The sequence below is a fragment of the Verrucomicrobium sp. BvORR034 genome (assembly GCF_000739635.1).
Classification (GTDB): domain Bacteria; phylum Verrucomicrobiota; class Verrucomicrobiia; order Verrucomicrobiales; family Verrucomicrobiaceae; genus Verrucomicrobium.
Genome location: NZ_BATQ01000130.1, coordinates 1 through 25858, shown reverse-complemented (window position 1 = coordinate 25858; position 25858 = coordinate 1). Strand labels below are relative to the sequence as shown.

General features: G+C 59.6%; 22 protein-coding genes. 10 read left to right on the top strand and 12 right to left on the bottom strand.

Features of this window, described 5'->3' with window-relative positions; all coding sequences use genetic code 11:
- The first annotated feature begins 6 nt into the window (after nt 1-6).
- Both BV034_RS21700 and BV034_RS21695 read left to right on the top strand, forming a co-directional pair.
- Nucleotides 7-1797: an ABC transporter transmembrane domain-containing protein gene (locus BV034_RS21700; protein WP_050029073.1), complete on the top strand. Its 1791-nt coding sequence runs from the start codon at nt 7-9 to the stop codon at nt 1795-1797.
- A 91-nt stretch (nt 1798-1888) separates the two neighbouring features.
- Entirely contained in the window at nt 1889-2590 is a 702-nt protein-coding gene (locus BV034_RS21695; RefSeq protein WP_050029072.1) for a hypothetical protein, read from the top strand.
- A 927-nt stretch (nt 2591-3517) separates the two neighbouring features.
- On the opposite strand, the gene BV034_RS21685 is transcribed toward BV034_RS21695, so the two are convergent.
- From BV034_RS21685 to BV034_RS21675, 3 genes are all read right to left on the bottom strand, one after another.
- The gene (locus BV034_RS21685; protein ID WP_050029070.1) at nt 3518-3853 is read right to left on the bottom strand and encodes a DUF6614 family protein; all 336 of its coding nucleotides are present in this window, start codon (nt 3851-3853) and stop codon (nt 3518-3520) included.
- A gap of 22 nt (nt 3854-3875) precedes the next feature.
- The gene (locus tag BV034_RS21680; RefSeq protein WP_050029069.1) at nt 3876-5939 is read right to left on the bottom strand and encodes a hypothetical protein; all 2064 of its coding nucleotides are present in this window, start codon (nt 5937-5939) and stop codon (nt 3876-3878) included.
- A 275-nt stretch (nt 5940-6214) separates the two neighbouring features.
- A complete protein-coding gene (locus BV034_RS21675; protein ID WP_050029068.1) occupies nt 6215-6625 on the bottom strand; it encodes a YciI family protein in 411 nt (136 codons plus the stop codon).
- A 276-nt stretch (nt 6626-6901) separates the two neighbouring features.
- On the opposite strand from BV034_RS21675, the gene BV034_RS21670 reads away from it, so the two are divergent.
- A complete protein-coding gene (locus BV034_RS21670; protein WP_050029067.1) occupies nt 6902-7378 on the top strand; it encodes a VOC family protein in 477 nt (158 codons plus the stop codon).
- Nucleotides 7379-7447: 69 nt separating this feature from the next.
- On the opposite strand, the gene BV034_RS21665 is transcribed toward BV034_RS21670, so the two are convergent.
- A complete protein-coding gene (locus BV034_RS21665) occupies nt 7448-8329 on the bottom strand; it encodes a CHAD domain-containing protein (protein WP_050029066.1) in 882 nt (293 codons plus the stop codon).
- 33 nt (nt 8330-8362) lie between these two features.
- Nucleotides 8363-8989 (bottom strand): hypothetical protein, encoded by a 627-nt coding sequence (locus BV034_RS21660; protein WP_265593305.1) that lies wholly within the window; start codon nt 8987-8989, stop codon nt 8363-8365.
- A 29-nt stretch (nt 8990-9018) separates the two neighbouring features.
- On the opposite strand from BV034_RS21660, the gene BV034_RS21655 reads away from it, so the two are divergent.
- The 4 genes from BV034_RS21655 to BV034_RS21640 all read left to right on the top strand — a co-directional run bounded on the left by BV034_RS21655 (nt 9019) and on the right by BV034_RS21640 (nt 13024).
- Entirely contained in the window at nt 9019-9798 is a 780-nt protein-coding gene (locus BV034_RS21655; protein ID WP_050029065.1) for a glycosyltransferase family 2 protein, read from the top strand.
- A 6-nt stretch (nt 9799-9804) separates the two neighbouring features.
- On the top strand, nt 9805-10914 hold the full coding sequence (locus tag BV034_RS21650) for a glycosyltransferase family 4 protein (RefSeq protein WP_050029064.1): 1110 nt from the start codon (nt 9805-9807) through the stop codon (nt 10912-10914).
- 95 nt (nt 10915-11009) lie between these two features.
- Nucleotides 11010-11717 (top strand): response regulator transcription factor, encoded by a 708-nt coding sequence (locus BV034_RS21645; RefSeq protein ID WP_009961024.1) that lies wholly within the window; start codon nt 11010-11012, stop codon nt 11715-11717.
- 41 nt (nt 11718-11758) lie between these two features.
- The gene (locus BV034_RS21640) at nt 11759-13024 is read left to right on the top strand and encodes an ATP-binding protein (protein WP_050029063.1); all 1266 of its coding nucleotides are present in this window, start codon (nt 11759-11761) and stop codon (nt 13022-13024) included.
- 112 nt (nt 13025-13136) lie between these two features.
- Here BV034_RS21640 and BV034_RS21635 read toward each other — a convergent pair whose 3' ends face one another.
- From BV034_RS21635 to BV034_RS21620, 4 genes are all read right to left on the bottom strand, one after another.
- The gene (locus BV034_RS21635; RefSeq protein ID WP_265593304.1) at nt 13137-13910 is read right to left on the bottom strand and encodes an NlpC/P60 family protein; all 774 of its coding nucleotides are present in this window, start codon (nt 13908-13910) and stop codon (nt 13137-13139) included.
- A gap of 40 nt (nt 13911-13950) precedes the next feature.
- Nucleotides 13951-16113: a glucans biosynthesis glucosyltransferase MdoH gene (gene mdoH / locus BV034_RS21630; protein WP_081888004.1), complete on the bottom strand. Its 2163-nt coding sequence runs from the start codon at nt 16111-16113 to the stop codon at nt 13951-13953.
- Nucleotides 16110-16724, bottom strand: a complete 615-nt coding sequence (locus tag BV034_RS21625) for a hypothetical protein (RefSeq protein ID WP_265593303.1) — start codon at nt 16722-16724, stop codon at nt 16110-16112. The genes mdoH and BV034_RS21625 overlap by 4 nt, the downstream gene beginning before the upstream one ends.
- A 62-nt stretch (nt 16725-16786) precedes the next feature.
- Entirely contained in the window at nt 16787-18451 is a 1665-nt protein-coding gene (locus tag BV034_RS21620; protein WP_265593302.1) for a glucan biosynthesis protein G, read from the bottom strand.
- Between the two features lie 220 nt (nt 18452-18671).
- Between BV034_RS21620 and BV034_RS21615 the strand changes: the two genes are divergently transcribed.
- Entirely contained in the window at nt 18672-20033 is a 1362-nt protein-coding gene (locus tag BV034_RS21615) for a voltage-gated chloride channel family protein (RefSeq protein WP_050029058.1), read from the top strand.
- A 132-nt stretch (nt 20034-20165) separates the two neighbouring features.
- Here BV034_RS21615 and BV034_RS21610 read toward each other — a convergent pair whose 3' ends face one another.
- From BV034_RS21610 to BV034_RS21600, 3 genes are all read right to left on the bottom strand, one after another.
- Nucleotides 20166-21401: an LL-diaminopimelate aminotransferase gene (locus tag BV034_RS21610; protein WP_050029057.1), complete on the bottom strand. Its 1236-nt coding sequence runs from the start codon at nt 21399-21401 to the stop codon at nt 20166-20168.
- 273 nt (nt 21402-21674) lie between these two features.
- Nucleotides 21675-22151, bottom strand: a complete 477-nt coding sequence (locus tag BV034_RS21605) for a YetF domain-containing protein (protein ID WP_050029056.1) — start codon at nt 22149-22151, stop codon at nt 21675-21677.
- A 101-nt stretch (nt 22152-22252) separates the two neighbouring features.
- Entirely contained in the window at nt 22253-23170 is a 918-nt protein-coding gene (locus BV034_RS21600; RefSeq protein WP_050029055.1) for a sugar phosphate isomerase/epimerase, read from the bottom strand.
- A 219-nt stretch (nt 23171-23389) separates the two neighbouring features.
- Between BV034_RS21600 and BV034_RS21595 the strand changes: the two genes are divergently transcribed.
- Nucleotides 23390-24679 (top strand): DUF3142 domain-containing protein, encoded by a 1290-nt coding sequence (locus tag BV034_RS21595; RefSeq protein WP_050029054.1) that lies wholly within the window; start codon nt 23390-23392, stop codon nt 24677-24679.
- 61 nt (nt 24680-24740) lie between these two features.
- On the top strand, nt 24741-25858 hold a 1118-nt coding region (locus BV034_RS21590; RefSeq protein ID WP_265593301.1), incomplete at its 3' end, for a hypothetical protein.

Below are 25858 nucleotides of genomic sequence, written 5' to 3'. Positions count from 1 at the left end.
CCACCTGTGTCGCGATCATCCTCCTCCGAGCGCAAGAGCAATCTCAAATCCGGCTTCAAAGAAGAGGCGGGCTTTTTTATCAAGTACCTGAAGCCGCATGCGTCGGTGTTCATCCCGGCGTTATTTGTGCTGATCATCACCGCGCTGCTGACGCTGTTCCTGCCGGAGTTCATGGGCAAGATTGTGGCACGGGCCGTGCCGGCGCACGGAGAGGACATTGGTCAGGCCCTGCACACGATCAATCACTACGCCGTGCTCATCGGCACGGTGCTGGGGGTGCAGGCGTTGCTGGCTTTCTGGCGCATCTTCTTCTTCAGCAAGGCGGCTGAGCGTGCTCTGGTTCAGGTCAGAGTGGACACCTTCAGCCGCATCCTGAAGCTGCCGATGGCCACACTTCAGGCACGTCGGGTGGGGGAATTGGGTTCCCGACTGGCAAATGACGTGGAGGTGATCCGGGAGACGCTTGTTTCCACGATCCCACAGATCATCCGCCATAGCATCCTGCTGGCGGCGGGGATCGTTCTGGTTTTCACCAAGTCGGTCAAACTTTCCCTCTTCATGCTGGCCTGCATTCCTGCAGCCGTGCTGCTGGTGGCCATCTTTGGAGCCAGAATCCGCAAGGTCTCCCGGATGGCCCAGGACGAGCTCGCCGCCAGCCAGGTGGTGGTGGATGAGAGCCTCACCAGCATCACCAGTGTGAAAGCCTTTGCCAACGAGGCCCAGGAGATCGGTCGCTATCACAGCTTCCTGGATCGCTTTTTGAGCGCTGCCTTGCGCGGGGCCTGGTTGCGGGCGGCGTTCGTTGCCTTCATCATCTTTGTCTTCACCAGTGTCATCACGCTTTGTGTCTGGTTCGGGGTGCGAATGGTCATCAATGGTGAAATTGACCGTGAACGGTTCATCCAGCTCACGTTGTTCACCGCCTTCATGAGTGGCTCCATCGCCACGCTGCCGGAACTGGTCTCCCAACTGCAAAAAGCCGTGGGCGCGCTTGAACGCGTGCGGGAGATCCTGGAGGAGCCGGAGGAGGAACTGCGTCCCGATGAGTATGTTCGACTTCACGGTGACATCGCCATGCAAGGCGTGTGGTTTCACTATCCTTCGCGTACCGACACCACGGTACTGGCGGACTTTAACTTGGAGGCAAAGGCGGGGCAGAAGATTGCTCTCGTTGGCCCCAGTGGTGCCGGGAAGAGCACGGTGGTCAATTTGTTGTATCGTTTCTACGAACCCGAAAAAGGTGAGGTGCTTTTGGACGGTCGCCCGGCCCGGGACTATCCGCTGGCCGCCCTCCGCAAAAACTTCTCGCTGGTTCCTCAAGAGGTGCTGCTCTTTGGTGGTTCCATTCAGGAGAACATCCGGTATGGCCGGCCAGATGCGACAGATGCTGAAGTGGTGGAAGCGGCCCGCCAGGCCAATGCGCACCTGTTTATTGAGAAGCTGCCAGAGGGCTATCAGACCCTGGTGGGCGAACGTGGCACCCAGCTAAGCGGAGGGCAGCGCCAGCGTGTGGCCATCGCCCGTGCGATCCTGGCCAATCCGGCGGTCCTTGTTCTGGATGAAGCCACGAGCAGTCTGGATGCCGAGAGTGAGCGCCTCGTCCAGGAGGCTCTGGACAAGCTCATGGCCAATCGCACCAGCATCATCATTGCCCACCGTCTGAGCACCGTGCGCCGGGCGGATCAAATCCTGGTGATGAGCGGCGGCACCGTCATCGAGCGCGGAACCCATGATGAACTCTATGCGAAGGAGAACAGCTTGTATCGCACGTTGGCCAAGTTGCAGTTGGAGGAGTGAAGGGGGAAGTGAGGAGTTAGACGTTATGGGTGGATTGAGTTCCAAAGGCAGTTGTCAATCAATTAACTCCTAACCTCCAACTTTTCCGTTCATGCCCCTCCCGCCGCTGATCTGGGATTCCGTGGATGCGGAGGTCGTGCCGCCGCAGGGGATGGACCTGTTGTGGTCCACGGGCTGGCGGCATTTTGGGAGGCAGTTCTTCCGGTATAGCGTGGCGGAACATGCTGGCCAGTGGCAGGGTATTGTACCGCTGCGGATTGATCTGCAGGCTAGCTCGCTAAGCAAGAGCCAGCGCCGTGTGCTGAGAAAGAATGCCGACCTGACGGTTCTCTGGACGCCGATATGCGTTTCTGAGGAGACCGTGGCGATGTTTGAGCGGCACAAGGCCCGTTTCAAAGAGAACGTCCCGGAATCGCTGGCCTGCTTCCTGGGGGAAACTCCCGAAAAAGGACCGTGTCAATGTCTTGAACTCCAGTGTCGTCTGGGGGACAGACTGGTCGCTGTCAGCTTTGTGGATGTGGGCCATGCCGCCGTCTCCAGCGTTTACGGGATCTTTGAGCCGGAGGAGTCGCGCAGAAGTCTGGGCATCTTTACCATGCTGCTGGAGCTGGAGTGGGCGCGACAGCAAGGGTTCCGCTATCACTATCCTGGCTACGCCATGACTGGCCCCAGTCACTACGACTATAAGAAACAGTTCAACGCAATGGAGGGCCTGGACTGGGAGTCAGGGGAGTGGCGGCCATTAGAAAAGTCTGAGCTCAAGGAAGAGGTCCATCTTGATGATGGGGCCTGAACAAGTCGTCTGATACTATCTTTGCCAGGCGGATCGCGGTGCGGTTGACCGTGTAGGCAAGCCAGATGGCGCGGCCATCGAAGTCCAATGCTGGGTAGGAAAATTCCCCATCACCGCTTGCGATTGTCTGCGTGTCTCGCCAGCTTGTGCCGTCGGCACTGATGGCCAGTACGAGAGGTGTACGGGACATGGTTGAGTGGTTGTAGGCGAGTACATGCCTGCCGGGAGCCAGACTCAAAGTGCATATGGCTGAGTCTGGATTGGGGAGTACGGTGGTTTCAACAGTGCCCCACGTGCGTCCACCGTCTCGGGAGCGTGTTTGAACCAGGAAACCCATGGAACTTCGGGCCAAGGCCAGCAGGTGTTTTTCACCCAGGTCGAGAATCGCAGGCTGAATGCAGCCCTCCAGTCCGAGATGTGAGGCTGGAAAGACCTTGTTCCAGTGATGACCATTCGTAGTGAGTTCGAAGTGGAGGGCGCACCCCGATCGCTCGTCGCTGCTTCCGCTTACAACCAGAGGACCGCTGTGAATGGGTGGATTTTTTGTTGGGCCCAGGATTCCGGGAGGGAGGGGGGCTGGATGACTCCAAGTGTGCCCCCAATCGGGACTTTCCATCTCGTAGCCTCGCCAGTTCTGAGGCGAAGCGCCCACCTTAAAGTAGAGTTTCAAGCAGTCATTGAATCGGAAGAACACCGGGTTCCAGCAGGCTCGTTCCATCCCTGTACAGACCTTGCCGTCAGCTACCTTGCGTGGTGCTTCCCAGACGCCCTCTGAAGAGATGGATATCCAGATGGCTGTGCGCCGGTGTCCCTCATACGGCCCCCCGAAGTAGGCAACCAGCAAACGCGATTCATGAACGCAAACCGTGGCAGCATGGCACGAAGCATACAGCCCAAAGCTGGGAATGTCCTCCTGAATCGCGGGCATTACAATTCTCCGATCGTCGGCATCGCGATACCGCTAAACACTTCAACGTGAAACTGGGCGATCACTTCCAGCATCTGGCCGTGAAGTCCGGCGTGGACGCCTTCCTGAGTCTGCAGTTTCATGGCCGATCCCAAGGCCTCGCCGTCGGCGAAACAAATTTCGGCATGGTAGGGCAAGAGCTTGGACCGGGGAGGCTGGCCGTTGTTTCGGGCCAGGTGAAAGTCCACCGCCCGGGACTCTTTGCAAAGTTTGGAGAGGAAGGCGGCTACGGCCCCCAGTCCCTGTTGTTCGGGGATGTCCTCCTTGAAGCTAAACCAAACGTGATAGTGGGTCATGGGAATGGGGCCGGTACCTCGATCACAAGAAGTCGGCCTTGATGTGATCCAGGTCAAATGGGGTGATCCCTTGTTCAACCGCGAAGACGGTGTCGGCCTCCGTCAGACTTGCTGCCTGTTGCCCGCGAGCACGGATGTGCAGGTCAAACAGCGTGTGCAGATCCGGTTTGCGCAGTTGCGCAAGCGTTCGCACCATGAGGGAAACCCCGCGCAGGGAACTGTGGACGTTGTTGTAAACGGGAGGGTGTTTGGTGAGGGCAATATCCGCCCAGATGACCTTCCTATCTACGAGGTCAAAAATGGCGGGCAGGCAAATGCGAGTGTTGGCGGCGACATCCACTTTGTCCACCACGGTGGAGGGTTCAAAGATCTCGCCGGAATTGGGAGCAGAACGCGCCATCCAACCGGCAAAGCACTCCGGAAGCTCGCAGTAGGGCTGCTCTGTGAAACTGTGGAGGCTCATGACGATGTAGCGCACGCCTTTCTGGCGGCACAATTCTGGGGTGACATCAATGAACTCTGCTGCTCCGTGCGGAGCATCCACGATGTCGCCGCTATGATGTCCGCCGAAGTTCTTCAAGCTGTAGTAGCTGAGCAAGTCAACGTACTGGAATTTCTCATCGTACATTGTGGCGGACAGGTCGATGTCCACCCGGCTCCGGCCGTTCTTCCACCAGATGAAGAAGCGGAGAACCTCCCCGTCTGGCAAAGGCAGCCGGCTGCCGCGTACCAGGGTCCGGAGCGATTTGGAGGCTGATCGCAGAGCGAAGGGGACCTGGTAGTCCTTCAATCCGGGATCGAGGTAACAACGGCCCAGTGGCGGCAGTTTTGCGTAGTGCTGGAGCAGCGCTTCATCGCAGATGGCGACGAGCTTCTCCGTGATGGCTGGAGGAATGGGAGGGAGAGGCTCTGTGGTGGCAAAGACGTTCGCAAGGGTGCCCTTCGGGAAAAAAGCTCTCAGCGGGGCAGGGGAGTGGCGATGGCGGAAATGGACGAGACACTGCAGCAACACCGAGGTGGAAACCTCGTGTGCTTGCTGGCTGAACGCAGCCACCACCTCGTCTGGTGAAGAGCTGATCCGAAGCAGGTGATCCAGCCTGCGAGCAAACTCGCCCGGTCTTCTCTTGAGCAGTTGGAGGAGACCAGGAACATCACGGTGGAGCAGTCCTGCCTCCAACGCGCTGTTAAGAGTGGGGGACGGCAGATTGTTCCGTAACACATCGAACGCCTTCGCGGTTTCCGGAAAACGCTTGGCATACTCGCCGGGATGGAGGCGTTCTCCCAACCGTGTCCATCGGGGCTTCCACCGCAACATATCTTCGACCCGGTTCGGGAAGCTTTCCAGCCATGCGAGGAATTTCAATCGCAGGCGACGGCCGATTTTGCCAAATCGAACCGGCTCTGCCAACGAGACATCTCCTCCGCTCAGAGCCACCGCCAGACGCAACACATCTGTGGCGGTCTTCATCCGACTGTCGAGATAGGCGATCCCAATGGAGGTGTGTTTCACCAACTCTGAGCCGAGGTGAGCGAGGTTTTCCCGGGAGGTGACAGAGGCGGGCAGCAGTGGAAGCACGTCGTCCCGGTACTGTGACACCAGCCAGGTGATGTCCTCTTTGTCCTGCGGGGAGTACGCGACACGGGAGCGCATGAGATCTGCCATCGCCTGATTGAAATCGGCCGTATCACCCAGACGGATGACGCGAAGGGCGGGGCGGTCCTGCAGAGGAGGCCGGGGCTCGGCGGGGAGTTCCTGCCGGTCCAGCGTCCAATAGTACATGATGGCCCGGAAGTAGAGTTCTGCTTCCTCCATCTCCATGACTTGCGCAGGGAAATTGGGGTAGAAGGGCTCGAACGGACGATGGGCACCTACCAGGACTTGGAGGTCATGAGTCAGGCGGTGGTAGAAACCTTCCACCTTTGTGCGTGAGAGGTTGCCCAACCCTCGAATGACCTCTTCCGAGAGGAGATAGCCGAGAGACTCAAGATTCTTCTGTAGCGCGGCAAGGACTGGTAGGGGCGTGGTGCCGCCGTCGGATGCGGGAACCGTCACCTTGCTACGGCGCCGGATGTAGATGGAGTTCATAGCTGGCGAAAGACAGGCGCCCCGGTCGGCTGGTGTGCCGCTGGGGCGCTGAATAGGGCGGAAAGCGAAGACCCTAGGGTTTCGAAGGTTAGAAGGAAGGATCTTCAGAGCCGCCGTGAAAGGAATACTTCGCCAGCGTGGTGATTGCAAGCTTATGGCATAAACACCGGGGGATCCTGACTGGGCAGTCAGGATCAAAAAAATAGAACCCCGTGTTGCTGGGGTATAGGAAAGAACAGATGGCCCCGTGCGAGTTGAAGCGGGGGCGCAATGGCCTAGACCGCCTCAGCGAGAGCTTCCTGGAACTGACGCAGGCTGGGGCACATATCAGCCACGGGCCTGACCTCCACGGTAAGGCCGAGACGCACGCTGGGGCAGTCGCTGGCGATCTCCACCGCCTCTTCCAGGGTGTTCACCGTCAGGAGAAAGTAGCCACCGACAGCCTCGGTGGATTCCACAAAGGGGCCATCCACCGTGCGACTCCCAGACCGGGAGACTACCCGGCCTGTGCCTTCGAGCGGGTGTCCTCCCTCGAGTTTGCCCTGTGAAAACAGGCGCTGGTACCACTCGTTCCATTGCTGGAGCAGCTCCTGGCGCTGAGCCGGGGACATCTGGTGATAGGTGGCGTCGCCATCACGAAAGAGGAGCATGTACCGGGTGGGATTGGAGGGGGAGGTGGAGTTCATGAAGGAGGTAGGTGTGGAGTTCCTCTGGATGACGAACAGGAAAGCTCAGATGGGACAGATACGAATTGTTTGCATCGGATTTCTGGCTCCCCTTGAGCGTGTCTGCTGGAGTGGGAACGACCTAATTCAAATAAAATGGCGGGGACTGTCCGAAACGACCGCTCCCATTCGTCGTGACGATGAAATGCCGGAAACACCGGCTTTTCCCAACCTCACCCAACCGGGACCCTCCCGAGCAAGTCCAACGATACGTAAACCAAACCAAACCAACTTGTTATGAGCACGAGCAAAGTGGAAGCAGTACCAAGCGATATGCGCACCGTGACCCCCCACCTGATCTGTGATGGGGCTGCGGATGCGATCGAATTCTACAAAAAGGCATTCAGTGCCACCGAGATCTGCCGCATGCCCACACCCGATGGGAAAATCATGCACGCCGCGGTGAAGATAGGGGACTCCATGGTGATGCTTGTGGACCAGATGCCAGACTGGGGTTGCTTGGGCCCGGCCGCACTCAAAGGGGCGTCTGTGACGATCCACCTGCAGGTGGAGAATGCGGACGACCTCTTCAAGCAAGCGGTGGATGCTGGCGCGAAGGTGATCATGCCGATTGAGGATGCCTTCTGGGGTGACCGCTATGGCAAGGTGGAAGATCCCTTCGGTCATCATTGGTCCATCGCCACGCACATCAAGGATGTGACGCCGGAAGAGATGCAGGAGGCCATGAAATCGGCCTGTGCAGGCGGAGCCTAGGGCATCGCGTTTCTTTGGGAGATCCATCTGGCGGCACTTGGGGAACCCGGTGCCGCTATTTTGTTTTCCTCAGACCTCCAGTTCCGGCAGCAGAGTCTTCACCTCTTCCTCCATTTCATGAGAAGACTTGGCGTACACGCGGGCGCCTTTTTTCTGAATTTTCGACAGCAACTTCTCGCGTCTGTCTTCAAGCGCTGAGCGGGTTGACTCATCGACCTGTTGCGTTCGGACAAAGACATCAATGTCATGCACCTTGCCGAGCAGGGAACTGAGCCTGCGGGTGCGCCGCAATCGACGGGGGTGTCCCAGCCACACATAGAGTGCCAGTGTCTGGTAGTAGTGGTCTTTGACGACCTTTCGCCAGGAGTGCAGTGCCTCTGTGCCGGTATCCTTGTGGCTCCGTTCGGATGCCTTGTGACCTTTGCGGTAAGTCTTGGTATAGGCCTCGGCCACGGTTTCCCAAGAAAGGGAAAACAGTCGCAGTCGTCCCAGCCGGTCTGTCAAACTGGAAGCCTGCCGGGTGAGCTGTTCTAGAGTGGCCTCGGTCACCACCGGGGGACGCACGGACTTGCGCCGAAGTTTCCGGCCCTGGTCATCCTTGGGGCAGAGTCCGGCGTGGTCGAGGGACTTTAGGAGCTGATCCATCACCACTTGATCCCGCTGGGTGGCGACGGTGCGTTTGAGATTCCGGATCGCTCCCTTGAGCGTGGCAAACTGCTCGACCGACAGGGCAGGGCGGGCGAGGCGCAGCAGGGCCAGGAGTTTTTTCATGCGCTTGCGGAGCGCATGGATGGCGGTGTCCGGGTGGGCCTGGACCCGGTGGGCATCCTGCTCCGCCAGGGTGGCCATATGCACGAGAAGACGCTTCAGCCACACCGCAGCCTCAGGAGGGGCGGCATGAGCTTTTTCAGAAGTGGAGCACCGGGCAATCACGGACGTGAGCGGCTGCATTGCCGGAGCGGTGGCCCACCGGATATCGGCAGGCTAGCGCCCTTCCCGAGTCAGCAAGAACTGACGTCTCTGAATGCGGGTGGCCCGTATGTGTGCCATCTCCTGGGCTTCGGTCAACTCCCAGCGTCTGTCAGAAACGCCAACTTGCCAGTGGCAGGCGCGGATGAGAACCCGCTGACCTTGGGGGTTGAACCACTCCAACAACAGCATGTTTTTCAGTGTGGAGTTGTCGAAAACGAAACAGGGGTGGCTCGGCCGGCAACTTCTCTGCCAGAGCTGGCTGACGCGCCGGGAGGCGGACATCTCGCCAGCCGTCCCCGTCTGATGCGAATGCATCGCGAGCGTGTCTTCCAGACTGGGCTCGGGGAAGGGATTGAAGAAACTGATGCGACATCCTGCGATGTCACGGAGGAAATTACCCCGAAGCTCAACGATGACGGGTTCTGAACAACCGATCACCCACAACCGTCCCCGGATATGGTGGGGTACCTCATTGGAGAGGTAGCCATGTGATACTGGATTGTTCAGGAGGATGTCCATTATAATAACTATAACGAAACAAAGACGTGCCGCAAGGGAAACTCTTAGCACATATTTAGCTTTGCATGCAAATGCAAATGCCTTCTGACGGGTTGCATGCTCCGGAAATTTGTCGGACACATGAGTATCGAACTTTTCCGCTGAACTGGATGCCGCTCCCCCTGTCTCTTTCCATCATTTCTTGTAACGAAGAAGCCAATCTGGGCCGATGCCTGGCCAGTGCCGCGGATCTTGCTGAGGAGATCGTGCTGGTGGATTCCGGCTCCAAAGACCGGACCCGGGAGATTGCCGAGTCCTACGGAGCGCGGGTGGTGCATCAGGACTGGCTCGGGCATCGGGATCAAAAGAATGTGGCGCTTGGTTTGTGTACACGCCCTTGGGTGCTGGCGTTGGATTGCGATGAGGAGCTCTCACCCGAACTTCGGGCCAGTATTCTTGAGTTCTTCCAATCGGGTGAGGCGAGCCGCTTTGATGGAGGCGTCTGCAACCGCAAGGTATGGTTCCTGGGCCGATGGATCACGCATGGCGACTGGTACCCAGACCGCAAGCTCAGGCTGTTCAAGCGGGAAGGGGCCCGGTGGGCGGGCAGCCCAGAGCATGATTACATCGAACTGAGCGGTCCCACCGTGCAACTGAAGGGAGATCTGCACCACTTCTCCTTCCCCAACATGAGCCGCTACGTGGACAAGATCAACGGCTTCGCAGATGTGTTCCTCGAACGGCAAAAGGCCGAAGGCAAGCGCTGGTCTCTGGCATCCAATGTCTTCCGCCCCTGGTGGCGGTTTGTTCGTGCTTACATTTTGCGCAGGGGATTTCTGGATGGCTTCCCGGGCTTCTGGATCGCGGTGGCCACGTCTTTCTTTGCATTTGTGCGCTACAGCCGGAAGTATGAAGACGAGGTGGGATCGCAACCGCCACCCCGCCAATAGTTCATCATGCGCATCGCCCTCATCTATCATCAGTTTGTTCCACGTGGCGGCCTGGAGGGCTACCTCATGGAGTTTGCGCTCCGGCTGAAAGCGGCCGGGCATGAACTGGATGTGGTGACGGGGGAGATTCACCCCGCCCTCGATAAGGAGCTGGGGGCCCAGGTTCATCAGGTGCCCCTTTTGCGGGGTTCTCCATTGCTGCGCATGTGGCAGTTCGAGCGGGAGGCCTCCCGACTCGCGAGCGAACTTCCGGTTTCGGTCACGATTGGATTTGGCCGCACTACCACTCATGACTTGCATCGCGCCGGGGGCGGATGCCACGCGGTGTACTCCCGCCTGCTTCCGCCGTGGAAACGCTGGTCAGTGAAGAATCTCCTCGAACTGAAGCTGGAGCGGCAGCTGTACACTTCAGGGCGGACCCGCCAGTTTGTCGTGAACTCGGCACAGGTGGCGGGCCAGTTGCGCGAGCTCTACGGCACACCTGCGGATCAGTTCCAGGTGATCCACACGGCGGTGGACACTGCGCGCTTCCAGCCTGCGACCGACCGTGCGGCTGTGAAGGAAGCGGTCTGCAAGCAGTTGGGGAGCGATCCTGGCCGACCGGCATTTCTCTTTGTTTCCCTGAGCCATCGACGCAAAGGCCTGGATCCTCTGCTGGAGGCCTGGCGTGGGATCGATGCGGATTTGTGGATCGTGGGCAAGCCCTTGAATGCCCACTACCGGGCCTTGATCGCCAGGTATGGCCTACAGGAACGGGTGAAAACCATGGCCCCGCAGTCAAACGTGGCCCTGATTTATCAAGCGGCCGACTGGTTCATTCACCCGACGCAGTACGATGCTTGTGCCAATACGGTCTTGCAGAGTATGGCGTGCGGACTTCCAGGACTGATTTCCGTGCATGATGGGGTCATTGATCTCCTGCAGGAGGGCCGCAACGGGTTGCTCTTGGGCCAACCTGACGACTCCGTTGCCATTCGATCTGTCGTAGAGAGGGCCATGCGGCTGTCTGATGGGGAGCGCAAGGCCTTGGGAGAGGCTGCACGGGCGACCGTGGTGCCCCTCACCTGGGAGGCTCACCTGCGAAAGTGGATGCTCCTGATTGATAAATTGGGCTAGTGCCAGATGTTATCGGGGGTGACAATCTTGTCACACTCGCAGGTTTGTTGAGCTCGACGAATCCGTCACATTCAAGGGGATACCCCAACACTCCTATGTCTGACAAATCACTCATTCTCATCGCGGACGACGAAGAAGATGTTCGCGAACTCGTCGGGATGAATCTCCGACGGGCTGGATATGACACTGTCGAGGCGGCGGACGGGCTGCAGACGCTGGCCCAAGTAAGAAGACGCAAGCCAGATGCCATCGTGCTGGACGTGATGATGCCGGGCCGGGATGGCTTTGGCGTCTGCCAGGAATTGCGGGAGGACGAGAGTACCCGCCACATTCCGGTGATCATGCTCACTGCCAAGGGGCAGACTCAGGACCGCATCGCCGGTCTGGAGCGCGGGGCGGATGACTATCTGTCAAAGCCCTTCAGCCCCAAAGAGCTGGTGCTGCGGGTGCAGGCGCTGCTGCGTCGGGCCGCCACGGTGGGCTCTGGATCCGAGCTGAAAGAAGGACCCTTCGAATTCGATCTCTCTGGAGTGAAGTTGAATCTGGGGGGGCAGCCCATGGATTTGACGCTTCTGGAGTTCAAGCTGCTGCACCTGCTCGCCAGCCGGAAGGGCGAGGTGGTGGAGCGCGACTTCATTCTGCGTGAGGTGTGGGGATATACCGAGCAAGTGCGCACTCGCACGCTCGACACCCACGTAAAGCGTCTGCGTGAGAAACTGGGTGAGCATGCCGAGTGGCTGCAAACGTCTCGTGGCTTCGGCTACATCTTCAAGGAACCTTCGCCTGTGGCGGTTGCTGTTTAGTACTGGCATCGCATCGTGGCACCCCGGCCCTTACCGCTCGAATGACCGCTTTTGCCATCGGGGTGCTATTTACATTGCTGGTGTGCGGCTGGCTGTGGCTGCGGTCTCGGATTCACGTGCGTGAGCTGGAAGCAGACCTGATGAAGAAGCTGAAGGTGGAAGAGAGCTTTGTGCAGCGAAATCAACGCCGGGCGGAAATGCTTCACCAGTTGGTGGACGGCATTGACGATGGGTTGTTCATCGTTAGCCCCGAGCTCAAGGTTATTTTCGTGAACCGCGGTGCCATGCGGTTCTTTCAACCGGTGTCAGAGCCGGTGGGGCGCACTCTGCTGGAGTGCGTGCGGGATCATCGCATCGTGGAACTCGTGGCTACTGCGGCCGAGAAGGGGACGCGGATGAAGGAGGAGTTCCTGGTGGCCATGAGCGGCCACTCCAAAACGATCGAGGATCGCGTCTATTCTGTGGAAGTGCTTTCGCTGCGGGCCACCATGCCCACGGAGATGGATGGCGCACTCCTGATGGTGCTGCGGGATGAGACGGACAAACATGCGCTGGAGAAGATCCGGAAGGACTTCGTGGCAAATGCCTCGCATGAGCTGCGTACGCCCCTGTCCATCATCAACGGCTATCTCGAAAATCTGGTCGAAGGCGACATCGAAACTCCGGAAGAAGCGAAGCGCGCCTACATGGTGATGAAGAAACACGGCGACCGACTGGCTTCCACGGTGGAAGACCTGCTGGTGATCAGTCGCATGGAATCGGGTGAGCATGATGCTGTGAGAGCGGAAGAGTTCGACTTCCGTGCCTGTGCCCAAGATGTAGTGCACCGCCTCAGTCCCGTGATTCAGAGCAAGGAGGCGAGGGTGACGCTGGATATTGAGGAAGGCTCCGCGGTCATCTCCGGGGACCGGTACTATTGGGATCAGATCCTCTTTAATCTGGTGAGCAACGCGCTCAAAGAAAACCTGGCCAAAGGGCTGGATGTGGTGATCAGGCTGCGTCAGGAAGCTGAGTCGTCCGAGATTCAGGTGCGGGACAATGGCGTGGGCATTCCTCATGCCGACCTGCCTTTTGTCTTCAAACGTTTCTACCGGGTTGCCCGCCATCACTCCCAGGAGATCAAAGGCACGGGCCTTGGGCTCTCCATCGTGAAGCGGGCTGTGGAGGCCCACCGTGGCACCATCACGCTGCACAGCCGTCCCGGGATTGAGACCGTCTTCACGATCCGCATCCCGCGCAAAGGTGGAGAACTGGCGACCAGCGAAGGGGCTGGGCAGGGCGTTCCTGAGATGCTGACGGCGAACTGATGACGGTTCGAGGTTGTCGTGAACTCAGCAGCGATGCGGCCAACCGTTGGACACCCCTCTCACCAGTGAGAGACGGCGGCGCAGCGACTTGGACAATGACCGGCGCTCTGGGTTACCGTCCCTTTCCGCCCCGGATCTTTTCCCAGGCCGCGCTGGGCAGGGGAGCGTAGCCGTAGAACTCCGCAGGGCTGCCAGCTTTGGGGAGAGGGAAATCGAAGACGCTGACGCCGTTCTGGCGTTCGCCATCGAATGAGCGACCGTCGCTGGCACCGAAGATGACGGGCTTGCCGTTCCCCTTGCGTTTGCCCAGATAGATCATCACGTGGGTGACCGGAGTGGAGCGGGGGGCGTTAGACTCGTAGGTCCCAGTCCAGAAGAGCAGATCTCCGGGCTTGAGCGCGGAGAAGGCGGGGTCCTTGAGATTGCCCACATGCTCTGTCCGGTACAGCATGCTCTGGCGCATGGTCCAGTCGCAGACTTCACTGGATTGCCGGGGCACATCTGAGACACCCAGCTTGTGCAGCAGGTGATAAATCGTGCCAGAGCAGTCCATGCCCCCGGATTTGGGGTCCGAAGAGCCAAACTGGTAGCGCAGATTGAGCTTGGTGAGGGCCAGAGCCTCGGTAATGAGGGTCTGTAGCGGCGCTGGGTAGGCATCATATCCCTCGATCTCATCGGGCGAGATAGAGGTGACATGCGCCGCCTTGGCAGACACCGCAGGTTTGGCAGTCGCCGTCTCCTCCGCAGGCTCCGGAACCTTGGTCCGCGGGGCCGCAGTCGGCAGAGGGGGAATGGGAAGGGTGTTGCTGGCGGAATCCTGGGCACGCAGGACCGGAGCGGATAGCAGACCCGCCAGCAGGCATGCCAGGCAGGAGGAAGACGTCACGGGGTGCATGCGAGGATGCTACCAGACGATTTCGCAGGGCTCAAGCCGTCACTTCCTTCTGTGCAAGCAGATGGGTGAACGGATTGGGGGCTACGAGGTTGTACTGCCGGATCGCCAGCCGCCAAAACGGTGCGAGGTTCTCATCCGCCGCCGACCAGAGCTGGTAGTGCAGGTGGGTGACTGAATCCTGGTCGTAGAGCACCGCCACCAGCTCTTTGGAGCTGAGGGAATTGGGCCCCTGGGCGACCAGCTTCTGCGCCAGATAGGCGAAATACTCGCGGGAATGGTGCGGGTGCTTTCTGCGACGGAGCAGGCTCACATGCAGACCGTTGACATAGGGGTCCAGACACACCTGAATGAGGCCGTAGCGCTGCTCCATTTCGGGCTGCATCTTGGGGCGATCTTTCACTTCCTTGAGGTGTTGGTTCAAGGACTGAAGCACGGGCGGGGGGTGCAGTTCCTCAGGTGTGAGGAACAGGCCAAACCGCTGGAGGGAGCGGTTGCTGGAGGTCATGATGGCAAACGGAATGGCCACGACCAAGGCAAGCAGCACGGGGCTGATCCAGAGCAGGAAGTTTGAAGAGATGAAAAAGGCCAGGATGCCCCAGGCAACCCCAAGGAGGGAGGTGCCCCCAAAGGTGAGAATAGGCTCCCGCCAGTCGATGCCGGAGCCCAGCTTGCGTCGCTGGGCCACCCAGCTGACCCCCTGACCCAAGATGGTCTTCATCACAAACTTGCTGTGGAAGATCATCATCACGGGGGCCATGAAGGTGAACAACAGGGTATCAAGCAGGCTGCTGAATGCGGTGAGCATGCGAAGACGGAACGGCTTGAACAGGCGTCCTGTGACCACCTCGTCCATGACGATCACGGTCTTCGGCAGGAAGATGAACATGAGCGTGAGCCCCAAGAGGAGCTGACCCGCGAAACTGGCCTGCTGCCCCATCACTCCCTCACCCATGCCAGCCATGATGGTGCCCAGCACGAGGAAGATCAGCCACAGCGGGGAGCTCACGTAGCTCATGATGCCGTGGAAGAAGTTCAGCCGGCTGATCGGGTGCCAGCCACGGGCGAAGAGCAGCCAGAAGTGCTGCATGTTGCCCAAGCACCAGCGGCGGTCACGCTTGAGCATGTCAATGAGCGTCGGGGGACCTTCCTCATAGCTGCCGTGGTCGGTGGGAATGAGGCGCACGGCGTAGCCGGCCTTGCGCATGAGCGCTGCTTCCACAAAGTCGTGGCTCATGATGTGGCCACCAAAGGGCACCTTGGCCGGGAGAGGCGGCAGGGCGCAGTATTCAATGAATGGCGCGAGACGGATGATGGCGTTGTGACCCCAAAAGTTGGCCTCACCGCACTGCCAGTAGTTGAGTCCCGCTATGAAGGCCGGGCCGTAGAGCGCCTGCGCAAACTGCATGACGCGGCCCAGGAAGGTGTCTGCCCCAATCTGCTTGGGAAAGGTCTGGAGGATGCCCACGCCGGGGTTCTTCTCCATGAGGCGAACCATGTTCACCATGAGCGATCCGCTCATGACGCTGTCCGCATCAAACACGATCATGTACCGGTAACGCTTGCCCCAGCGACGGCAGAAGTCGCTGACATTGCCGCTCTTGCGATTGATGGGCGTACGGCGCTTGCGATAGAAAATGCGGCCAAAGGCATTGAGCTGGCGGCAGAGCTCCAGCCAGCCGGTTTCTTCCTCGATCCATTTGTTGGAGTCGTCGGAGTCACTCAGGATGAAAAAGTCGAAGTGCTCCAGCCTGCCGGTTTTATTCAGTGAATTGTAAACAGCGCGAAGACCCTCGAAGACGCGGGTGACGTCTTCGTTGTACACGGGGATGATGATGGCCGTGGTGGCGTGCAGCGGGGCATCGATGTCATCCTTGGTGATGGTGCGGAAGAGATCGATGGGATCCGGCTTGGCCCGGTTCATGATCCACACCCCGATCAACGCCGTCCAGAAGCCGACGTTGAGCTGGTAGTAAAGGGGGATGAAGACGATGATGATGCCCACTTCGTACCAGGCCAGGTCATCGACCTGCAGCATCAGGAAAAGCAGCCAGATACCAATGACGGTGCCCAGGAAGACGAAAGAGAAAAACGTGGCCCGACGCATCCGTGAGGTCGTGACGGAGGGCAGCCCTGCATGAGATGCAAGTTGCGCGGTGCGGCTACCCATGGGCGGGTTAACGGCGGGGGTACTCATTTGTCGATGGTCAACCGGTAAACTGCTGTAAGGACGGCGGCCACAAACAACAACAACACGAAATAGCGGACGAAAGCGAAGGGGCGACGGTCGGTCTCATCTTCCTCCTCGTCACCAAACAACCCAAGGTCGATGGGGCGGGGGGTCATCTTGGAGACCTGGAGACGGGGCCCGGAGGCCCGAATGGCAGAGCGCATGGCCTCAGCCATGTCTGGCGGAAGGTTATCCCGGTCGATAAAGAAATGGGGCCAGCGGGTGGGCCCATCGCAAAGGTGAAAGCCGAGGCGGCCTGAACCTTCGATTTGGGACTCTGTCAGCTCCATGCCCTCGTAGATCTGCCCCAGCCACTCGCGCAGCATGAGACGGGCCTGCTCGATGGCGTGAGCGGTCGGAGTCCGTTTGGGGTCTGCCTCATGGGCGTCTGCCGCACGGCGGAGAGTCTCCAGGATGAGCTGAGTCCTCCGGATGCGGTTGTGCAGCCGGAAGGACCGGAAGTAGTCAGCCAGCCGGGCGTAGGCCTCATTCCATTCCTCCTCCGAACCCGTCTTGGGCGCGAAGTGGATGGTGACGGCCTCCATGGGGAGGGCGGATTGAAGATCAGATAGCGACATGGAAGAACGGGACCGCGGGCCGGAGAGGTGATACTGACGCAAACCCGCAGCAACTTATTCTACTATCGACGCCATTGGTAGTTCCAGCGCTCGGAAATGGGATTTTTGTCGTCGAGGAGATCACAGGTGATTTCCAGCAACTTCGTGGTGGGCGGAATGTCGAGCTTGAAGAACGCACGCCAGCCACCGGTCTCGGGATTGGCCATCACGCGTTTGTCGAGCACTTTGGCCTCGCCCTGGATGTTGACTGCGACGTCTGGCACCCAGCCTTGAGGCTTGTTGGCAGGGACGGGGCCCTTCGTGAAGTCCAGGACGAACACGAAATCGTTCAGGACTTCCGTGGTGGCAACGCCCTCACCCCAGCGGCTGGCGGTCACCTTGGCGAGCGAGTGCTCATGCTCCTTCAGCCAGTTGAGCTTGTAGGCAAAGCGCAGCGGCTCGGTGGAAGTGGGGAAGATGTCGGGTTCCCAGAGGGTGACCACGTTGTCCCAGGTCTCTTCACCGGTCGGGATTTCAATCAAGTGCAGTTTGCCGCGGCCGAAACCTTCGATCGGTTCCACCCACACGGCGACGCGCTCGTGGTAGCGGGCCTCAAGGTCTTCGAAGTTCTTGAACTCGCGGTCACGCTTCTGCAGGCCAAAGCCCTTGATGCCTTCAATCGCGAAAACGCTGTGGCGAAGTTCCCGGCCGTTGTCCAAGGGGCGCCACAAGGTGGGTGCGTGAGCCTGCTCGATGAGCAAACCGTCGGAATCATGCACCTCAGGGCGGAAGTCGAGGGGTTTGGGATGGGTGTTCTCCCCATACCAGAACATGCTGGAGAAAGGAGCCAGGCCCAGAAGCTTCACGACCTTGCGGAGGAAGATGGAGCCGCTGATGCGCATGACCGTCGTTTCGCCAGGTTCGATTTCGAACTCATAGGCGCCGGTCACGCTGGGACCGTTGAGGAGGGCATAGAAGTGAAAGACCTTGTCACCCGGCTTGGGGGTGAGGAACCAAAAATGAGTGAAGTCAGGGAATTCCTCAGGTTCGCCACCAACGGTGTTGATAGCCAGGCCGCGAGCGGAGAGACCCCAGCCCTGCTTGGTGGTGACAGCTCGGAAGTAGCTGGCGCCCATGAAAACCATGAACTCAAAACGCTTGTCGAGGAGCGTGTCGGGAGCCAGGAGGCGCATGCCGCTGTAACCGTTCGGGTAGATCGCCTGGTCGGGGACCTTCAGATCACCATAATTGAAAAGCGTTTTGTCGAAAGGGATGAAGGTGGGCTGGCCGCCATCAATCTGGAAGTATTCGACGGGCTTTCTGAACATCCAACCGGGGTGGAAAAACTCCACCTTGTAGGAGTGGTCCACATCGCCGTAGAGCGCCTTTTCAGGCTTGAAGCGGATCTGGCGATGGCCGTCGTACTTCAATCCTTCGAAAAACGGGTCCAGCTTCATGGCCGGAGCCACATAGGGCTTCTGGGCCAGCTGGGAGGCATAGGCCTCCAGGTCGAGATAGGTGCGGATCGGCGGGATGCCCGCAACAGGCGATGGAGCCACCTCCACCGGGACGGCCGGAACTGGCGCTGGTGCCGGAGCGGGCGCAGGCGCGGGAGTTGGAGCCGGGCTGGGGGCGGCTTGCGGGGCGGGCGCAGGCGCTGGAGAGGGTGCCGGTGCGGGAGTTTGCGCCACGGCGGGCAGCGACAAAACCAACGAGCACAGACCTGCGAGAGTGTAACGGCGATGCATAGTGCGATGCTTCACAGAAAAAGGTGCGGAAGCGCGGCAAGAATGCCGCGAGTTCCTTTTCCGTCAAGCGTTGCGCGTGGCATGTTCAAAATGGATTTTGCCGCGCGGGTTGCGAGAGGCGGTCGTCGAGTTTAATTCCTAGACACAAGCTAATGAATCCAGTGTGCATCATGGCAGCAAACGGCAGAAGCGTCCGGGGTGAAGGAACCCGTTGCAGGGAATGAACGTGGCCACCACAGGGCGTCGGTGGGCGACGGAGTTTGTCCCGTTATTCAGGAGAATGCTCCTGGCGCTGCCGGTGGCGGTGCTGGCGGGCAGTGCGAGTGCCTTGTTTCTCCAGGCGCTGGACTGGGTGACTGCGATGCAGTGGCAGAGCCCACAGCTGTTGTGGGCTCTGCCTGTGGGAGGGTTGCTGGTGGGGCTGCTTTATCATTTTTGGGGTCGGGGTTCTGACAAGGGCAACAATCTGATCCTGGAGGAGATCCACGCCCCCGGGGGAGGGGTGCCGGCCCGCATGGCTCCATTGGTGTTGCTGGGTACCCTCGTTACCCATTTGTTTGGAGGCTCGGCAGGGCGGGAGGGGACTGCTGTGCAAATGGGAGGCAGCCTGGCGGCTCTACTTTCCCGCTGGTTGCGTGTCGGCACTGCATCGCGCCGGATGATGCTGATGTGCGGCGTTTCCGCGGGATTTGGTTCCGTTTTTGGCACGCCGCTTGCCGGTGCCGTCTTTGCCATGGAGGTGCTGGTGGTCGGCCGGGTGCAGTACGAGGCTCTGGTCCCGGTGCTGCTCGCCAGCATTGTGGGCGACGCCACCTGTTCCGCCTGGGGAGTGCATCACACCATTTACCATCTGGATGTGGCTACTGGGGCAGGCAGTCACGCTGCTTTCCATGCGGTATTGCTGGTGAAGGTGGCGGGTGCTGCGATCTGCTTTGGTCTGGCCAGCCGCCTGTTTTCAGAAGTGACTCATGGATTGCAGCGGTGTTTTGCCAGGGTGCTGCCCTTCGCCCCGCTTCGGCCCGTGTTGGGAGGGCTGCTGGTCATCGGCCTGGTCTTCCTTACGGGCACCAGGGATTTCTTGGGATTGGGGGTGCACGCGCCGCCGGGTGGGGCTGTCTCGATCATGTCTTCATTTGAACCGGGTGGGGCTTCGGGCTGGAGCTGGCTGGGCAAGCTCTTGTTTACCAGCGTGACTTTGGGCAGCGGATTCAAAGGGGGCGAGGTGACCCCGCTGTTCTATGTGGGCGCGACGCTGGGAAATGCCATTGGAGCCCTGCTTCAGGAGCCGGTTGGGCTGTTTGCGGCGCTCGGTTTCATTGCTGTCTTTGCCGGGGCTGCGAATACGCCGTTGGCGTGCACGCTCATGGGCATCGAGTTATTTGGCGCTCACTATGCGGTCTACTTTGCGGTCGCCTGTTTTGTGGCGTTCATGGCCAGCGGACATTCGGGCATCTACTTGTCGCAACGCATGGCAGCAGAAAAGGGATCGATTCAGGGGGGCTTGGGCGAGGGGAACGTGACCCTGCGTGACTGGTACAAGCGAACGGTGCAGGATGATGAACCGCCCCCGCCGAAGTCCTGAGAAACAGTGTTGCCACCGCGAACTCAGGCGATGGCCGTCAGCTGGCGAGTGCGGCAAAAAAAGCGGCCCGGTTCAAGGAACCGGGCCGAAGAGAATCATGTGGGCCGGGAGGCCGATGGGTGATCGCAAGGGCTACTTCAGTGCGGCGATGCGGCGGCAGACTTCTTCCACATTGGCGCGGCTGTTGAAGGCGCTGATGCGGAAGTAACCTTCACCGGCGCTGCCGAAGCCGCTGCCAGGAGTGATCACGACATTCGCTTCGTTGAGCATCTTGTCGAACATCTGCCAGCTCGTAAGGCCCGCAGGACAGCCCACCCACACGTAGGGGGCGTTGACACCGCCGAACACGGGTAGCCCGGCGTTCTTGCAGGCTTCAACGAGCAGGGCGGCATTGCCCATGTAGTGCTCGATGAGGGCCTTGGTCTGGGACTTGCCTTCGGCTGAGTAGAGGGCTTCTGCACCCTTCTGCACGACGTAGCTGGCTCCGTTGAACTTGGTGCTGTGGCGGCGGGACCACAACGGGTGCAGGGCCTGGGCTTCGCCGTTCTTCTTGCGGCCCATGAGAGTCTTCGGAATCACCACATACGCGCAGCGCACGCCGGTGAAGCCGCCGTTCTTGGAGAAGCTGCGGAACTCGATGGCGCAGTCGCGAGCTCCTTCGATTTCAAAGATCGAGTGGGGGATCGCGGGATCCTGGATGAAGGCTTCGTAGGCGGCGTCGTAAAGCAGCACGGAGCCATTCTCACGAGCATACTTGACCCACGCCTCAAGCTGGGCACGCGTGGCAACGGCACCGGTGGGGTTGTTGGGATAGCAGAGGTAGATCAGGTCCGCTTTCTCCTGAGGAATATCGGGCACGAAACCGTTTTCCGGGGTGCACTTCAGATACACGAGACCGGCGTAGGCTCCATTTTCATCCGCTTCGCCTGTGTTGCCGATCATGACGTTGGTGTCCACGTAAACGGGATACACGGGGTCAGTGATGGCGATGGTGTTGCCCTGGCCGAAGATGTCCAGGATATTGCCGGTGTCGCACTTGCTGCCGTCGCTGATGAAGATCTCATCTGCCTCGATCTGAAGGCCGCGGGCCTTGTAGTCGTTGTCGGCAATGGCGTTGCGCAGGAAGTCGTAGCCCTGTTCCGGACCGTAGCCCTTGAAGGTGGAGCGGTTGCCGAGTTCGTCCACCGCCTCGTGCATCGCATAGCGGACAGCCTCTGGAAGGGCCTCCGTCACGTCACCAATGCCGCAGCGGATAAGGCGCTGGGCAGCTTCTGGGTTGCCTTCGGTGAAGGCCTTGACGCGGCGTGCGATTTCCGGGAAAAGGTAGCCAGCCTTGAGCTTGAGATAGTTTTCGTTGATGAGGGCCATGACGGGAACGGGTGATAGAGGGGAGTGAGGATAGCGAAGGTTGGGGGAATGCCAAGTGATTCTAAAAAAGGGGGAAGTGGAGTTTCAAAACTTCAAAAACCAAAATTCAAACTTCAAAGGGGGAGTGCGAGAGTCAGGGCCAATTACGAGATGCGCTCGCGCGTTTCGTTGGGCGCGATTTCCTATGCGGGAGTTTAGATCTTTCTTCTTGGCTGTGCCGCCCTCAGCTTGAAGGTTGAATTTTGATTTTTGAAGTTTTGATATTCTCGGTGGCTAGCCTTCTTCTTTCATCTTCTGCACCACGCTGATTTCCCCATTGTTTTCCAGCACAGCCAGACGGACTTCAGCAGGGGAAGTGTAGCCATGGCGGCGGAGGGCGAGATCGAGTTCGTGCCGGGTGAGTTTGGCCGCGGCCATGATCGCCTCATCCACCTGACCTTTGTGAATGAGGACTTGGGGCTTGCCTTCGATGAGTGTCTCCAGTTTGCGACTCTTGAAGGTGGCCAGACCGAAGAGGTAGTTGAGTCCCACCAGGGTGGCGGCAAGAACGAGACCGCCGGTGATGGAGTTATCTCCTCCATTCATGGAGTTCTGCACGGCGTTGGAAAGGAGCAGAAGCAGGACGAGATCGAAAGGTGCGAGCTGTCCCACTTGTCGTTTTCCGGTGACGCGCAGCATCAAGAGTACCAGGACATACACCACCGCAGCGCGGACGACGAATTCCCACCAGGGGAGGGAGATGGACCACATGCTCCCAGCATGTACAGAATCTCGCCCGGAGAAAACCAAAAAAAGGCCCATCCCGCGATGGGATGGGCCAAAGGCAAAATATCGAGGGCGGGAACTTCAGATCAGGCCAACTGTGCTCCCACCTTCTTCAGGAGGGTCTCAAGCTGGCGGCCGTACTTCACGTAGCTGTCGTACTGCTCCTTGGCCTTGGCCTCAGGGGAAAGGTCGTCGGCTGCACCAGCACCGTGGAAGACGACGGCGACATGGGGCTCGATGCTGATGTAGCCTTTGTATCCGCTGGTGACCACGTCAGAAAGGATCTTCTCCACCTGAGCGTCGCCTTCACCGGGGAAGGTGTAGTCGGCATCGTTTTTCTCTTTGTTCCGGCGTCCGTCTTTGACGTGGATGTGCACCATGTGGGGCTTGATGGCCTGGTACATTTCCCACGCGTCCTGTTTCTGGCCGGGGCGGTCGCGGTCGTCGATGAAAACTGGGTTGCCGGTGTCGAACACCCACTTGATGCCGGGAACGGCTTCGTTCATGCGATTCACGTAGCTCACGCTCATGCCGCCCCAGTTCATGCAGTTCTCATGCACCACCGTCAGGCCGGCGTCGTTGAAGCGCTTGTTGATCTCACGCATGCGCTTGATGCGCTCGTCGGCCAGTTGGTCATCCAGATCCTTGCCCGCCTCGTCTTTGCGCACGGCGTAGCTCATCACCCGGATCAGCTTCGTGCCCAGCTTCTGCATGCGAGGGATGGCGCGGGCGATCTCGCCCTCGGTGATGGAGAAGTCGTCTTCGATCTTGTGGGCCCAGTTGGCGATGATCGAACCGAAACCGCTCACCTTCATATTGGCGGCAGCGAGGATTTCGCAGGCCTTTTCAAAGGTGGCCTCGGGCACCTCGTGCAGGTTGCCTTTCACGCCGTCGATCTCGATGACGCGGGATTCAATGCTGTCCCATCCCAGTTCCTGGTGGGCCTTGATTTGCACGTCGAGGGACGCGCCTGCTTCGTCTGCGATGCCGGTGAGCTTGATCATGGAACGTCAGAATTGGAACGATCCCCAACGGGGTGCAAGTACGGATTTCTCTCAATATGTGACAGGTTCTGCTGGCTGTGTGATCTTGTGGTGGGCAGATTTTAGGAGACGGTCCCATGAAGCAGAACAGAAAATGGACAAATCCCAGTATCGCCAGAGTCTCCGGTTGTTCCGCATGCTTCTTCCAAAGACGGTAGGATGGGTGGTGGCGCCAAATGTATGAAATCGCTGGTCGCGCTCACGATGTTCGCGGGAATAGCCAGTCTGGTGGTCTTCTCGGGATGCCGGAATGAACCCAGGGCGGATGGTGATCTGCCCCAGCGGGCCTACGTATGGCAGCGCGACTGGAATGCCCCGGTGGCGAGGTCGCTTCAAGAGGGAAGGGACGTGCTGGCGGGGTGCGTGGTGCTGGGGGCAGAGGTGGAATGGCGAAATGGGGCTCCAGTTCCGATCCGGCCCAAGATTGACTGGGAAGCTCTGCGGTCCTTTGGGAAACCCGTGGGTCTGGCTCTGAGGGTCGCTCCCTATCCCGGTCCCTTTAGTGGGGAGGGGAGCGTGGTGGCCAGCCTGCGGGGCGTGGCACAGGACCTTCTCAAGGAGGCCAAGTCGGCTGGTGTGGAGGTTCAGGAGTTTCAGCTCGATTTCGACTGCGCTCAGAAGAAGCTGACCGGTTATGCCCAATGGGTGAAGGCAGTGCGGGAGAGCATAGGTTCTGTTCCGTTGGTCATTACGGCTCTACCATCATGGCTGTCGGAACCGGCCTTTCCATCCCTGGCACGGGAAGCGAAGCGCTATGTCATCCAGGTACATTCCGTAGCCTCCCCACAGGGAGATGAGCAGACCCAGATCTGTGATCCCGTTCAGGCAAAGCGATGGGTGGAGCAGGCGTCGGCGCTTGGTTTGCCATTTGAGATCGCGCTGCCCACCTATCGATCCTATGTGGGATACAGTTCTGGGGGCGATCTGGTGGGGGTGGCGTCTGATTCCGTGCGCCCGTCTTGGCCGTCGGGTACCCGGGTGAAGGAGTACGGGCTGGATGCGGAAGCCATGGCTGCCATGGTGAAGGAGTGGATGGTGAACAGGCCTGCTCATGCGGAAGGCATCGTGTGGTACCGGCTCCCGGTAGCCACGGATGAGAACAACTGGCGCTGGCCGACTCTCCGTGCCGTCATGGCGGGGCGGTCGCCGCACCAGACCTGGACCGTGAGAGCGGATGGTAAAATTCCTGCTGGCAGTGACTCGCCGAACCCGGCAGATCTGGTGTTGTGCAATACCGGCGAGTCGGACGAATCGCCTGCATGCCGGGTCGAAATCCGCTGGGAAGCGGACGTGATCCCGGTCGCCGAGTCTCTTCCAGGGTGGGAGGTTCAGCGGGAGAAAAAGTCAGTCGTGTTTTTCCGTGCCGTTGGGAATGCGAGACGATTGCCGCCCGGAGAGGAGTGTGCTATCGGCTGGCTGCGCCTGGAACCCGGCGCTCCATTCCATGTTGAAGTTGTCCCTGTTCGCTAGAGTTGGGCTATTGGTCGGTATCGCAGGTGCCTCTGCACAAGTCTTTGCCACGGGGATGTGGATGCCCCGTTCATGGATCAGTGAACGAGGGGAACCCCTGGTGGCGGCACCAGAGTTTTTCTGGGAACTGGAGGTCAAGCGACTGGCGGCAGAGCAGGAAGCGCCTGAGGAACTGGTCCCAGCCCCCTATCCGGAAGACTCCACGGATCAGGAGGCCTTCGAGGGCTATCGGCAAGCCTTTACCGCCAGGGTGGATATCGAGGAGTTCGAGGCGGCAATCAAAGCCGGCTTGGTGAAGACTGCAGACCAGGCCAAAGCATTGCAAGCCCACCGGCACGCCAGACAAAAGCTGAGCGGCATCGCCAAAGGGGATGCTGAAGCGACTGCAGCGGACGAAGTGCCGGGCGAATTCTCCGATTACCATGCGGGAGCGCTCGCCATGGACAGTGACAACGCGAAGGCCAGGTCGGCGTGGGAAGCGCTGCTCCTGCGTCCGGCAGAGGAGCGCAAGTATCGCTCCACCTGGGCGGCTTACATGCTGGGGAAGCTGGCGCTGGGTGAGAAAAAGTATGATGAGGCGGTGAAACGGTTTCAGGAAACGCGCAAGCTGGCCAAGGACGGATTCGCCGATGGTTTGGGCCTGGCGGCGGAGAGTTATGGGTGGGAAGCCCTGGCGGAGATGGAATCCGGCCATGCGGCGCAATCTGCCAGGCTATACCTGACTCAGTTGTCACTTGGCGATGTGTCCGCGGTGGTCTCGCTGAAGTATCTGGTGCCGGATCGCGATTCGTCTCCGTATTCAAATGAAGATCCGGTGAAGGTGTCTCCCGCGGTCGGAACGGCCTATGCGGTAGACTCGACAGAGGCCGCTCTGGCCAAGGCCGCCGCAGATCCCGTGCTGCGCCGTCTTGTCACCGCTCATGTTCTGGCGGTTGGCGTCGGTTCCACCTGGGACAATGACAGCGGGGTCTCCAAGCCGGACCCTGCCCGGCAGGCTCGATGGCTGACGGCCATCGCCAAGACCGGTGTAAAGTCCACACCGGATGCGGAGTACCTGGGCTGGGTGGCCTACAGCATGGGGAAGTATGAAGATGCTGGCCGTTGGTTGAAGCTCTCCGAGGGCACCAGCCCGGCCGCTCGCTGGCTCAAGGCCAAACTCGCCCGGCGTGCCGGAGACTT

What these genes read in the sequence shown, in the direction of transcription:
- BV034_RS21650 (WP_050029064.1), top strand. Translation starts at nt 9,805, where the DNA reads ATGCGCATCGCCCTCATCTATCATCAGTTTGTTCCACGTGGCGGCCTG.
- BV034_RS21640 (WP_050029063.1), top strand. Translation starts at nt 11,759, where the DNA reads ATGACCGCTTTTGCCATCGGGGTGCTATTTACATTGCTGGTGTGCGGC.
- BV034_RS21645 (WP_009961024.1), top strand. Translation starts at nt 11,010, where the DNA reads ATGTCTGACAAATCACTCATTCTCATCGCGGACGACGAAGAAGATGTT.
- BV034_RS21670 (WP_050029067.1), top strand. Translation starts at nt 6,902, where the DNA reads ATGAGCACGAGCAAAGTGGAAGCAGTACCAAGCGATATGCGCACCGTG.
- BV034_RS21665 (WP_050029066.1), bottom strand. Translation starts at nt 8,329, where the DNA reads ATGCAGCCGCTCACGTCCGTGATTGCCCGGTGCTCCACTTCTGAAAAA.
- BV034_RS21600 (WP_050029055.1), bottom strand. Translation starts at nt 23,170, where the DNA reads ATGATCAAGCTCACCGGCATCGCAGACGAAGCAGGCGCGTCCCTCGAC.
- BV034_RS21625 (WP_265593303.1), bottom strand. Translation starts at nt 16,724, where the DNA reads ATGTCGCTATCTGATCTTCAATCCGCCCTCCCCATGGAGGCCGTCACC.
- BV034_RS21620 (WP_265593302.1), bottom strand. Translation starts at nt 18,451, where the DNA reads ATGCATCGCCGTTACACTCTCGCAGGTCTGTGCTCGTTGGTTTTGTCG.
- BV034_RS21685 (WP_050029070.1), bottom strand. Translation starts at nt 3,853, where the DNA reads ATGACCCACTATCACGTTTGGTTTAGCTTCAAGGAGGACATCCCCGAA.
- BV034_RS21610 (WP_050029057.1), bottom strand. Translation starts at nt 21,401, where the DNA reads ATGGCCCTCATCAACGAAAACTATCTCAAGCTCAAGGCTGGCTACCTT.
- mdoH (WP_081888004.1), bottom strand. Translation starts at nt 16,113, where the DNA reads ATGAGTACCCCCGCCGTTAACCCGCCCATGGGTAGCCGCACCGCGCAA.
- BV034_RS21675 (WP_050029068.1), bottom strand. Translation starts at nt 6,625, where the DNA reads ATGAACTCCACCTCCCCCTCCAATCCCACCCGGTACATGCTCCTCTTT.
- BV034_RS21680 (WP_050029069.1), bottom strand. Translation starts at nt 5,939, where the DNA reads ATGAACTCCATCTACATCCGGCGCCGTAGCAAGGTGACGGTTCCCGCA.
- BV034_RS21605 (WP_050029056.1), bottom strand. Translation starts at nt 22,151, where the DNA reads ATGTGGTCCATCTCCCTCCCCTGGTGGGAATTCGTCGTCCGCGCTGCG.
- BV034_RS21695 (WP_050029072.1), top strand. Translation starts at nt 1,889, where the DNA reads ATGCCCCTCCCGCCGCTGATCTGGGATTCCGTGGATGCGGAGGTCGTG.
- BV034_RS21615 (WP_050029058.1), top strand. Translation starts at nt 18,672, where the DNA reads ATGAACGTGGCCACCACAGGGCGTCGGTGGGCGACGGAGTTTGTCCCG.
- BV034_RS21595 (WP_050029054.1), top strand. Translation starts at nt 23,390, where the DNA reads ATGAAATCGCTGGTCGCGCTCACGATGTTCGCGGGAATAGCCAGTCTG.
- BV034_RS21655 (WP_050029065.1), top strand. Translation starts at nt 9,019, where the DNA reads ATGCCGCTCCCCCTGTCTCTTTCCATCATTTCTTGTAACGAAGAAGCC.